The organism is Terriglobales bacterium, assembly GCA_035691485.1.
GTDB lineage: Bacteria > Acidobacteriota > Terriglobia > Terriglobales > Acidobacteriaceae > JAIQGF01.
In genome coordinates this window covers 55,378-66,955 of record DASSIZ010000103.1, presented here as the reverse complement: position 1 = coordinate 66,955, position 11,578 = coordinate 55,378, and the positions used below count along the sequence as shown (strand labels likewise).

The 11,578-nt window shown below is 60.5% G+C and carries 11 protein-coding genes; 9 read left to right on the top strand and 2 right to left on the bottom strand.

Features of this window, described 5'->3' with window-relative positions; translation table 11 throughout:
- Window positions 1-189: 189 nt before the first annotated feature.
- The 6 genes from VFI82_13430 (at window position 190) to ychF (ending at window position 4,674) form a co-directional block, all read left to right on the top strand.
- Window positions 190-468, top strand: a complete 279-nt coding sequence (locus tag VFI82_13430) for a DUF507 family protein (GenBank protein ID HET7185686.1) — start codon at window positions 190-192, stop codon at window positions 466-468.
- Window positions 465-740, top strand: coding sequence for a DUF507 family protein (locus VFI82_13425; GenBank protein HET7185685.1), 276 nt, complete (start codon window positions 465-467; stop codon window positions 738-740). The genes VFI82_13430 and VFI82_13425 overlap by 4 nt, the downstream gene beginning before the upstream one ends.
- A gap of 190 nt (window positions 741-930) precedes the next feature.
- A complete protein-coding gene (locus tag VFI82_13420) occupies window positions 931-1,803 on the top strand; it encodes a zinc metalloprotease HtpX (GenBank protein HET7185684.1) in 873 nt (290 codons plus the stop codon).
- 170 nt (window positions 1,804-1,973) lie between these two features.
- Window positions 1,974-2,933 carry a MoxR family ATPase gene (locus tag VFI82_13415; protein HET7185683.1) on the top strand — a complete coding sequence of 320 codons (960 nt, stop codon included), beginning with the start codon at window positions 1,974-1,976 and terminating at the stop codon, window positions 2,931-2,933.
- A gap of 4 nt (window positions 2,934-2,937) precedes the next feature.
- Complete coding sequence (locus VFI82_13410; protein ID HET7185682.1) at window positions 2,938-3,462, top strand: DUF4149 domain-containing protein; 525 nt, start codon at window positions 2,938-2,940, stop codon at window positions 3,460-3,462.
- Between the two features lie 102 nt (window positions 3,463-3,564).
- A complete protein-coding gene (gene ychF / locus VFI82_13405; GenBank protein HET7185681.1) occupies window positions 3,565-4,674 on the top strand; it encodes a redox-regulated ATPase YchF in 1,110 nt (369 codons plus the stop codon).
- On the opposite strand, the gene VFI82_13400 is transcribed toward ychF, so the two are convergent.
- The gene (locus VFI82_13400; GenBank protein HET7185680.1) at window positions 4,675-6,690 is read right to left on the bottom strand and encodes an alpha/beta hydrolase domain-containing protein; all 2,016 of its coding nucleotides are present in this window, start codon (window positions 6,688-6,690) and stop codon (window positions 4,675-4,677) included. It abuts the gene before it with no gap.
- A gap of 138 nt (window positions 6,691-6,828) precedes the next feature.
- On the opposite strand from VFI82_13400, the gene VFI82_13395 reads away from it, so the two are divergent.
- A complete protein-coding gene (locus tag VFI82_13395) occupies window positions 6,829-7,458 on the top strand; it encodes a GNAT family protein (protein ID HET7185679.1) in 630 nt (209 codons plus the stop codon).
- Window positions 7,459-7,527: 69 nt separating this feature from the next.
- Here VFI82_13395 and purB read toward each other — a convergent pair whose 3' ends face one another.
- Complete coding sequence (gene purB, locus VFI82_13390; protein HET7185678.1) at window positions 7,528-8,856, bottom strand: adenylosuccinate lyase; 1,329 nt, start codon at window positions 8,854-8,856, stop codon at window positions 7,528-7,530.
- Window positions 8,857-9,189: 333 nt separating this feature from the next.
- Here purB and VFI82_13385 point away from each other — a divergent pair, with 333 nt between their 5' ends.
- Together VFI82_13385 and VFI82_13380 are read left to right on the top strand one after the other, a co-directional pair.
- Entirely contained in the window at window positions 9,190-9,660 is a 471-nt protein-coding gene (locus VFI82_13385; protein ID HET7185677.1) for a MarR family transcriptional regulator, read from the top strand.
- Between the two features lie 14 nt (window positions 9,661-9,674).
- Window positions 9,675-11,546 (top strand): chloride channel protein, encoded by a 1,872-nt coding sequence (locus VFI82_13380; GenBank protein ID HET7185676.1) that lies wholly within the window; start codon window positions 9,675-9,677, stop codon window positions 11,544-11,546.
- Window positions 11,547-11,578: the final 32 nt, after the last annotated feature.

Below are 11,578 nucleotides of genomic sequence, written 5' to 3'. Positions count from 1 at the left end.
CGTCTTTCAGGCTGCTTAGGTCGTCGGCCATGGCGTGCTTCATGGGGAAATAGCCAATGAAACATTTTAGACCGATTGATAGCAAAGGAGCTAGCGCTGGCTGCGAACGGGACAGGCCGAGGGCCGAAGGCCGGGAGCCGGCGGCCGATATGCTAAACTCAAAACTTACGCTTACCGCGTCTTCCACACATGGTGCTTTCGAAAGAATATGTGAGCTATCTGGCTCGCGAACTCACAAAGAAGCTCATTGCCGGGCAGTTTGTCGAAACCGATAAGCTCCCCGCCGTCACCGATAAGGTCCATGCCGCCATGCTCGAGGAGCTTGGCCTGGAGGACCGCATCAATGATGAGGTCCGCATCATCCTCGATACTTACGCTGACGAAATGCGCAAGACCGGCGCCAACTACCAGGAAATGTTCAAGAAGGTTAAAGGCGAGCTCGTGCGCAAATATAAGGCGGTGCTGTGAGACTCAGCCGCGACAAGCTCAACAAGCTGGCCCATAGCGTCACTGACGCCCTGGCCGCCATGGACGAGGTTGACTTCGTCGAGGACCGCAACACCATCCGCCTCGAAGTCCGTCACATTCTGGAAGAACTGCTCAACCACGAAGCTAAAATTGACGCCGCCGCCCGCCAGAAAATCGAAAGTCAGAAGCGCACCATCCTCGAAGGCTCTCAGGAGTGGGACATCCTCTACCGCAAGTACTACAACGAGGAAGTCAAGAAACTGGGAATCTGAATAAGTTCCCGCCGCTTCACGACGCAGCTTCAGCAACTCTCTGTACTACAACTCAAAGCCCAACAGCCACTTACTTGTCCAGCAGCCAACATTCCCATTCTGCGCATGAAACTTGAGCGCGCCATTGTGCGTATATCTAATGGGGGAATCTTTCCTCCAGGCGTAGCATCAAGTTAGTAGGAAAGCTCATATGACAAACGCACTGAAAACCACCCTGCTGCTGGGGCTCCTGACCGGTGTCCTCCTGTTCATTGGCTCCCATTACGGCGGGCAGAACGGAATGATCCTCGCCCTGGTCTTTGCCGGAGTGATGAACTTCGTTTCTTACTTTTTCTCCGACAAGATTGCCCTGGCCATGTACCGCGCGCGACCGGTCACGCGCGAGGAACTTCCCCGCGCCTACCAGATCGTCGAGCGCTTGACCCAGCGCATTGGCATCCCGATGCCTAAAATGTACGTGATCCCCAGTGAGTCGCCCAACGCCTTCGCCACCGGGCGTAATCCGAGCCACGCCTCCGTCGCCGTCACCCAAGGCATCCTGGACCTGCTGAATGACGACGAGATGGAAGGCGTGCTCGCCCACGAATTGGGCCACGTCCGCAATCGCGACATCCTCATCAGTTCCATCGCCGCCACCCTCGCCGGCGCCATCACCGTGATCGCCCGCATGTTCGGCTATGCCGCCATGTTCGGCGGATACGGCGGCCGTGATGATCGCGACCGCGGCGGTGGCGCGCTGGGAGCAATCTTCATGATGGTCCTGGCGCCGATTGCTGCCATGCTGATCCAATTGGCCGTCTCCCGCTCCCGCGAATATGCTGCCGACGATACCGGCGCGCACCTTACCGGCAACCCCTACGCGCTCGCCAGTGCCCTGCGCAAGCTGGACACGTACTCGCGTCGCGTGCCGCTGCCGGCTTCGCCCTCCACCGCGCACCTGTTTATCGTGCAGCCGTTCCTGGGCGTGAGCGGATTGAATCTGGCCAACCTGTTCTCGACTCACCCGCCGATCGCGAAGCGCATCGAGCGGCTCACCGGTAGACCGGCCGAATTTGATGTCTAGTCACATAACGAATGGGCCACTGGTGAACACAGATCAACACGGCTGAATTAATTCTTCTGGATCTGCGTTCATCAGCGTTAATCCGCGGCCGATTTGTTTTTGGGATTACCAAAGTCCCCAAGCCGATAGCTCGTAGCTGGCGGCGGACAGCTGGTTTACAATCGCTGGCAATGTCCTCTCACGCAATTCAGAGTGCGGCCGCGCGCGCGGCGGCCTTGCAGGCGGCATTGCGCACCATCATTCGCGGCCAGGACGAAATCATCCGCCTCGCTTTGATCACCATGTTCGCCGGCGGCCACCTGCTGATTGAGGGCGTACCCGGCGTGGGCAAGACAACCCTGGCGCATGCCCTGGCCCGCGCCTTGGATTGCACGTTTCAGCGCATCCAATTCACCAGTGACATGCTGCCCAGCGACGTGCTCGGCATTTCCATGTACTCGGCGGTCGAGCAACGCTTCGAATTCAAGCGCGGGCCGGTGTTCACCAACATCCTGCTCGCGGATGAGATCAATCGCACCACTCCCAAAACGCAGTCGGCGCTGCTGGAAGCCATGAATGAATCCCACGTCACCGTGGACGGACACTCCTATTCCCTGCCGCAACCGTTTCTTGTCATCGCCACGCAAAATCCAGTCGAGCACCACGGCACTTATCCTTTGCCGGAATCGCAGCTGGACCGCTTCTTGATGCGCGTGCACATGGGCTATCCTTCGGGCACCCACGAACGTGAGATTCTGCGGTCCGAGGTCGGCGCCGCCCAGCTCGACAGCATCCGTCCGGTGCTGACCGCCGCCGACGTAATTGCAATCCAGGATGAAGTCACGCGCGTTCGCGTGGAAGAATCGCTGGTGGAGTACGCGATGGCTATTGTCAGCCGCACTCGCGAATCGGCCTACTTGTCGCTCGGCGTTTCGCCGCGCGGCGGCATCATGCTCTACCGGGCTGCGCAGGGAATGGCCTTCCTCGACAGCCGCGCCTTTGCCACGCCCGACGATTTCAAATCCCTTGCCGCCCATGTCTTTGCCCACCGCGTCGTCGTCAGCGGACGCTTCTCCTCCACTCTGAAGAAATCCCAGCAGGCGGAGGAGATTTTGCGCGACATCGTCGACAGCGTTCCGGTCCCGGTATAAAGCCATGACCGTCCTGCGATTCTTCATGCTGCTCTCGATGGTGATCTGGGTGGGCGGAATCATCTTCTTCTCGTTCGTGGTCGCCCCCGCCCTGTTCAGCATTCTGCCCACGCGTCATCTCTCGGGACTGGTGGTCACGCGCACCCTCGCGACGCTGCACTGGATCGGCGCCATCTGCGGCGGTGTCTTCCTCATTTGTTCCTTCTTCGAAGCGTTCGCCAGCACGGGTAACGTGCAGGCCCTCTCCGCGCGCAATGTCCTGGTACTGCTGATGACGGTGATGACGCTGCTCTCGCAAATTGTCGTCAGCTCGAAGATGGCCGCGCTTCGCGCCGAGATGGGCGAAATCGACGCCATCCCTGCCGCCGACGCGCGCCGCATTGCGTTCAACCAGCTTCACCGCTGGTCTACCGGGCTGGAAGTGGTGGTGCTGCTGCTCGGTCTGGTGACGCTCTATCTGGTCGCCGGCCAGTGGACGATTCCCGTTGTGAACGCGCTCAGCGCGCGCTCCCACTCCACCCGCGCCTGATTTGCCTGCGCACTTGGTATCATCAATAGTTTCGAGTTCGCAGCAGATTCGCGTTGATCGGCTCCGCGCTCTCTAACTCCTGGCCCCTGGCGCTACTTTCTTATGAAGACCGGCATCATTGGCCTGCCGCAGGTAGGCAAAACATCGCTGTTCAAGATCCTTACCAAGGCGCAGCTTGCCCCGGCGCACGTCAACCCACGCGAGGCGCACGTCGGCGTTGCCAAGGTTCCGGACGACCGCCTCGACCGCCTCGCCGCTCTCTACAATCCCCGCAAGCTGGTGCACGCGTCGGTGGAGTATGTCGATGTCGCCGCTATGCCTGCGCATTCTTCCAAGGCGGAAGCCAAGGCGGGAGCAGGGCTGAGCGATGCCATTGTCACCAACATCCGCCAGGTCGATGCCATCGCGCACGTCATTCGCGCCTTCGACGATCCTTCCATCCCGCACGTCGGCGACGTCAACCCCTTGCGCGACACTCAGAACGTCGATTTTGACCTCATGATCAGCGATCTTGGCCAGGTGGAGAAACGTCTGGAGCGCCTGCAAAAAGACCTGAAAAAGCAGAAAACGCCCGAGTTGGAAAAAGAATTTGACTTGCTGCAGCGCTGCAAAGCGTTTCTCGAGCAGGAGCGCCCGCTGCGCGAAATGGAAATCATCGCCGAGGACAAGAAGCGCATCCGCGGCTTCATGTTCCTGAGCGAGAAACCCATCCTGCACGTGCTCAACATCGGCGAGAGTCCGGAGCTCGGACGCGAACTGGAACAGGCGGTCGAGAAATCCAATTTGAAGGAAGCTGCCTCGCGCCGCAATACTGGCGCCACGGCCATTGCCGGCAAGGTGGAGGCGGAACTGGCCGAGATGCCGGACGCCGATGCCGCCGAGTTTCTTTCCAGCTATGGCATGACCGAAAGCGGTCTTACACGCTTGATCCGTAAAACCTACGAGCTACTCGGTCTCATCTCGTTCTTTACCGTTGGCGAGGATGAGTGCCGCGCCTGGACCATCGAGCGCGGCACCAGGGCCGTCAATGCCGCCGGCGTGATCCACACTGACCTCGAGCATCACTTCATCCGCGCCGAGACAATTCATTGGGACCAACTGCTTGACGCCGGCTCGGAAGCCAATGCACGCGCCAAGGGCACCTTGCGACTGGAGGGCAAGGACTACGTTGTAAAGGACGGCGACGTGATGCACATACGCCACAGCGGTTGACTACTTGTTCGCGTACTCCCACTCCTGTTCGCCCAATTTCATCAATACGCCGCGGTCATCTTCCAGCAAATATTTCTGTCGGACCAGCTCATCCAACGCCGCGCCAAACCGCTTCAGGTAGTCATCGCGCCCGCTGTAACGCTCGCCGACAGCCTTGCGCGGATCGCCATTCTTCTTCCGTTGCTCTGCCGTCTTCGCGAACGGCAGGAACGATCCTTCAAACGACACTCGCTGGTCGGCCGCTCCGATCGAAGGATCGCGCAGGTTCCAGCCGGTGTAGGTCGCCAGCGGAACGCTGACCTCCGGTAGTCTCACGCCGGCGCGCTCATTGCCGTCCTCATCCGTCTGCGGGACCAGGACTGGGAACGCCGCACCCACCTTCGGCGGCTGCACGCTCAGCACACCCTCGCGCCAGTCAGGCCCAAAATCGAGATGCCACGCCTCGTTGACCTCGTGCGGACGCTGCACTCCCGGAATCGATGGGAACGTGTATTTCTCCAGCGGCACCAGCGTTCCATCGGCGATTCTTGGATATCGGCTCTCGGGCGGTGTGCCGGTGCCGCGCACCCACTGGTCCATGTTCTGGATCATGGCGCGCCAGAAATACCGGATGGGCAGTGGCGATTGCGGCTGCTGTCCGAAAAGATCATCTTCTTCTTTGGCGGGCGGAAATGGGCCGGAAAAATGTTGCAGCCCGGTGTAGTGGTAAATGCGAACTTCCTTCGACAGCGGAACGTCACGTTTGCCGTCAGCGCTGGTGTGGATCAGCGACGCTGCCCGGCCCCAGTACTCGTAAGAAGTATTGGAGAAAAAGATTTTCGGCACCACCTTTTCAAGGAATGCAAGATCGAGCAGTCCAAAAGCCACTTTCCTGCTCGCCGCCGGATCCACTTCTTCACCATCGGTAAACGGAAAAATATCAGTGGGGAAAAACACCGACGAAGTCGGCTGCGCATCTCGCGAGGGCTGGGCAAACCGGTAGTTGAAGCTGCCCCGTCCCGCTCCCGCCACGTGCGCCAGCACCCCGTCCAGCGCCTTTCTTCCCTGCTCATCCGCGTTGAATCCCTGGTAGAGGAAATCGCGGAGGAATCGGCCGTTTTGCGAGATGCCTTCCGCAATCACGCGCGCGGCAGGAGCGATCGCCTCTTTGTCGTGTTTCGCGTACGACGCGAAGTCCCTCACCGCGGCAAATCCCAGTCCTGCAACTACCGGATCGTCCACCGCATACACGTATTCGTAAATCTTGCCCGGCTGGAAGCCTCCCGCGAGATGAATGTGCCGGTTGCTGTCCTCGAACTTTCCGTCGACGACGTGTCCAAAGCGCCACTGCGCTCGCGGAATCACTGCTCGCTCCGCCGTTCTTGAATTCCGCACCGTCAGCGTGTTCCGAGGATCGTCCGGCGCCGCCACCGGGTACTCGCTCCCGCCGATGCTGCCCACGATCAGGTGCCCGAGCGGAATGTCATCCATCGCTTTCGAGGGCATCAGGTCGCCCCGCAGCAGGCCGTGGATGGTTTTGCCATGATCTTTTGCCACCGGCGCGCTCATGCGCAGCGCATCGTCACCGGTGGTATCCCACTGCCATCCCAGCGCAACGATCGTGTACCCGCGCGCCAGCAGCCAACCGTCGCCGGCACTTTGGCTCAGGTCCCAATCCCCGCCATCCACCAGCCTAATAATTCGCGATCGCCCGCGGTTTGGGACCTCGAGCAGCATGGAACCGTTGCCGCGCGCCATCTCTTTGGGTCGTACCAGCACGAAGTCCGACCAGAACTCCACCTCGCCATTTTTCGCGTTGACCGCTTTGTCGAGGTCCACGATGCGCCGGTTATGGGCATTGGCCACCGCCACCGCAAAGTGCACCCGTCCCTTGATCCGCTCATAGGCGCCCACACTTCCAAACGACTGCCCGCCGAGCACGTCGCTTCTCGATGCCACCTCAACACGCAGCACGCGCGCCGGGAGGGCGGAAGCAGCACAAATCAGCAGCAGCACGGCAGTTAGGCGTATTTTCATGCGCGGGAGTGTAGCATCCGCCCGCAAGCGAAGCAGGAACTTGAGGAAGCACCGTGACGGACTCGGCCAGCCGGCTGCCGGTGGACCGCAGGTCCGACAAGGACACGCGTCATGCAAGTCCCGTGTTACCCTTCGTAAATGCAGGCCTCGGCGCTTCAGGGAACCTTCCGCAATTTCCCCGATCTGCGCACGCCCAGCATGCTGCTGCGGCGCCTGCGGATGGAGGATGCGGACGACGTCTTCGCCTACGCGCGGGATCCCGAAATGACTCGCTTCGTGTTCTGGGAGCCGCATCGCACCCTGGACGACACGCGCGAGTTCCTGCAGCGCACTCTCCGCGGCTATGACGAGGGACTGCCGCCGGTGTGGGGTCTGCAACACGTGCGCGACGGCGCCATCATCGGCGGTTGCGCCTATCACGACATCAGCATCATGAATTTGCGCGGGGAAGTCGGTTACGCGCTGGCGCGCAAATATTGGGGGCAGGGACTGATGACGGAGGCCGTTCGCGCCATGATCGACTTCGGTTTCGCCACGCTGCAACTCAACCGCATCGAGGCCCGCTGCGACGTGGAAAACACCGGCTCCTGGCGCGTGATGGAAAAGGCGGGAATGAAGTTTGAAGGTGTGCTTCGGCAGAACATCATTCTGCACGGCCACCCGCGCGACGCCAGAATGTACGCTATCCTGCGCCAGGATTGGGAGAGCGAGACAGAGAAAGTCGAAAGTAAGAAACAGAAAGTCAGAAGTCAGAAGTCGGAAAACTAAGAATAAGCATCTTGCGCCGACTCAATTCGTCCTCGTTTCTTTTGCTTCCTGCTCTTCACTTCTGACTTCTTATTTTTTACTTTGTACTTTCGCCTTTTTACTTTCCCCAAACACCCGCGCAAAAATCTTGTCTACGTTGCGCAACTGCCGCTTCAGGTCGAATGCTTTCTCGATCTGCTTCTTCGAAAACCGCGACGCGATCTCCGGATCCGCTTCAATCCGTTCGCGGAAATTCCCGCCCTCCCGCCATGCCTTCATCGCATGGCGCTGTACGATGCGGTATGCCTCTTCGCGGGTCAGCGTCCCGCCCTCCACCAGATCGAGCAGTAATTGCCCGCTGAATACCAGCCCGCCCGTGCTCTCCAGGTTAGCTTTCATGCGCTCGGGATAGACCACCAGCGTGTCGATCAAGTTCGCCATCTTCGCCAGCATGTAGTCAGCGAGTATCGTCGAGTCGGGCAGGATGATGCGCTCCACTGATGAGTGCGAGATGTCACGCTCGTGCCACAGGGCCACATTCTCCAGCGCCGCCTGCGCGTTGGACCGGACCACCCGCGCCAGGCCGCTCACCTGCTCGAAGTTCACCGGGTTCCGTTTGTGGGGCATCGCCGACGAGCCCTTTTGCTTTTCACTGAAGAACTCTTCCGCCTCACGGACCTCGGTGCGCTGCAGGTGCCGAAGCTCCACCGCCATGTTGTCCAGCGAGGAAGCGATCACTGCCAGCGTCGCCAGGTAGCTGGCATGGCGGTCGCGCTGAATCACTTGCGACGAGATGGGCGCCGGCTCTAACCCCAGTCGCGCACAAATCTTTTCTTCCGACTCCGGCTCCAGGTGCGCGAAGTTTCCCACCGCGCCGGAAAACTTACCGACCCGCATTTCCTCCGCCGCCCGCTCAAAGCGCTCCAGGTTGCGCACCATTTCCGCGTACCAGTTGGCCAGCTTCAGGCCAAACGTGATCGGCTCGGCATGCATGCCATGCGTGCGCCCCACCATCGCCGTGTGTTGAAATTCAACCGCCCGTCGCTTCAGGATGTCACGCAGCCGCTTCAGATCGTCCAGGATGATCGCCGACGCCGCCTTCACCTGCAGCGCCTGCGCCGTATCCACCACGTCGTTCGAGGTCATCCCAAAATGCAGCCAGCGCGACTCCGGGCCGATCTTCTCGGCAACCGCAGTTGTGAAGGCAATCACGTCGTGCTTCACCTCGACTTCGATCTGCTGGATGCGCGCCAACTCGACGTCCGCCTTCTCGCGGATTGCCTTGGCGGCCTGGTGAGGGACCAGTCCGGCTTCCGCCAGCGTCTCCGTCGCCGCTATTTCTACTGCCAGCCACTGGCGAAACTTGTTTTCCTCGCTCCAGATGCGGCCCATTTCCGGGCGCGTATAACGGGCGATCAAGACCCCTCCTATCGGGTGCAACCGGAATCGCTGAACGCGTCATTCTAAATGTACATCGCTCTGGCACCTAGTACTCGGTGGGTTTGGCGACATTGCAACATGGCCGAAGCACAAAAGTGCCATACCGGAAATACATCGTATCGTGATTGAATTTTGCTGGACTTGCGTTAAGATTTCCTCGACCCGCATCACGCCCAATAGGGGTGGGCAAAGCCAGGTTCCTTTCGTATTAGCTCGACTGGCGCAATTGACAGCGCATGCTGCGCTTTGCGTCCGGCGACGACAGCCCGGTCCAGTCCTTAGCGTTCGGCATCTTGAAGTTGAGGTGAGCTTATGAGCCCGCGCGGAATTCTTTATCCCAACTACAAGTTGATGGCGGAATTTCGCTACCAGATCCGCCGCTTCCTGCGTTTCAGCGAAGACACCGCGCGCGGCGGCGGGTTGGAGCCGCAGCAATACCAGCTGATGCTGACCCTCAAGAGCATGGACCCTGAAGTGCCGCCGCGCATCGGCGCGGTCGCCGAGAGGTTGCAGATTCAGCATCACAGTACAGTAGAGCTTGTGGACCGGCTGGTGCGTCGCGCGTTGATCCGGCGTCGCCGTTCCGATTCCGACCGCCGCGAGGTGATGCTGGAACTTACGCCGCGTGGCGACAAAGTGCTTCACGAGCTGGCATTGCGCCACTGGGTTGAATACCGCGACATGGCTCCCGGCCTGATTAGCGCCCTGAAGAAAGTGATCCGCGAAACTCAAACCATGAATGGCTCGCGCCCCGCGCGCAGCAAGGCGACAACTCGCAGTTAGGAAAACCGACCGGGATGACACAATCGCAAGACCACAACAAGGCCTCCCATCACCAACCTCGTAACAAGCGCCCTTCTGACGATGCATCTGGACTCAGTGTCGCCGGGCTCGTCGAAGGCCCCATTCCCACGGCGGTGAAGTTTCGCATGCTGCTGGTGTCTTTTCTGGCGGCCGCGATCGGCGCCGGCGCGGGCGTCATCGCCTGGGTCCTTTATAACCTGATCGGCCTGTTCACCAACCTATCCTTTTATCACCAGCTTTCGTTTCGTTTTCGCAGCCCCGAGGCGAACACGCTCGGCCTGTGGGTGATCGTCATCCCGGTCGTCGGCGGGATCGTTGTCGGAGTCATGGCGAAGTACGGCTCCTCCAAAATCCGCGGCCACGGGATTCCCGAAGCTATGGAAGCTGTGCTCGTCAACCGCAGCAAAATCGAGCCCAAGGTGGCCATTCTGAAGCCGATCTCGGCAGCGATTGCGATCGGCACCGGCGGCCCCTTCGGCGCTGAAGGTCCCATCATCCAGACCGGTGGCTCCGTCGGCTCTTTGGTCGGCCAGCTCTTTCACATGACCGCCGCCGAACGCAAAGTACTGCTGGCCTGCGGCGCCGGCGCCGGCATGGCGGCGACCTTCAACACACCCATCGCCGCCGTCGTGCTCGCCATCGAGTTGCTGCTCTTTGAATTCAAGTCGCGTTCGTTTATCCCGTTGGTGATCGCTGCCACCATCGCCACCAGCGTGCACATCGAACTGATGGGGCCGGGACAGATGTTCAAGGTCTCGGCCGTCGACTTCGGACTACCGGCGGCGCTGCCGTGGTACGTCGTGCTCGGCGTGCTCTGCGGGCTCGCCGCGGTTGGCTTCAGCAAGCTGCTCTATTGGGTGGAAGACCAGTTCGAAAGATTGCCGCTGGACGACATGTGGTGGCCGGCCATCGGCGCGCTCGGCCTCGGCATCATCGGCTATTTCGTTCCGCGCGTGCTTGGCGTCGGCTATGACACCATCACCGCCATTCTCAACAACCAGCTGCTGCTGAAAACGCTTCTCCTGGTCTTGCTGTTCAAGGCTCTGGCGCTGGTGATCTCGCTGGGCTCGGGCACTTCCGGCGGCCTGCTGGCGCCCATGTTCATGTCGAGCGCGGCCATGGGCGGCGCTTTCGCCCTGGGACTGAATTACGGGCTCGGAACGCACCTCGCGCCGGGCGCCTTCGCGCTGGTTGCCATGGGCGCGGTATTCGGCGCGGCGTCGCGCGCCACTTTTACCTTCATCATCTTTGCCTTCGAAATCACGCGCGACTACAACTCCGTGCTGCCGCTCATGCTGGTGTGCGTCATCGCCGACGGTATTTCCATGTTCTTCACGCAAACCTCCATCATGACCGAGAAGCTGGCGCGCCGCGGCCTGCACATTCACCAGGACTATGAACCCGACGTGCTGCAATCCGTCCCGGTGTCGGAGACCATGTCTACCGACATCTCCACCATTCCTGAAACGTTGACCGTGGCGGAACTGGCGCGGCGCCTCGCCTCCAACGACCCCCACTTGCGCCACTACGCGTGGCCGGTGGTGGACGCCGATGCCAAGCTCAAAGGCATCATCACTCGGGGAGACGTGCTGCGCGCGCTGGAGCAGGACCCGGCCGGCGCCATGACGGTGCTGGAGGCAGGCAGTAAGACGCTGATCGTGACCTATCCGGATGAACTGCTCTACACGGCGGCGGAGAAGATGCTGCACAACCGCGTGGGCCGCCTGCTGGTGGTCAGCCGCACGGATCCGACGCAGATGGTGGGCTACCTGGGCCGCTCCGGAATCATGGCGGCGCGCCTGAAGCGTCTGGAAGAGGAGCACGTCCGCGAACCCGGCTGGATCAAGCGCTTTGCGAAAAGGTAGCGGCCAGCGCTGCTCGTGATTCGAGTACGTTA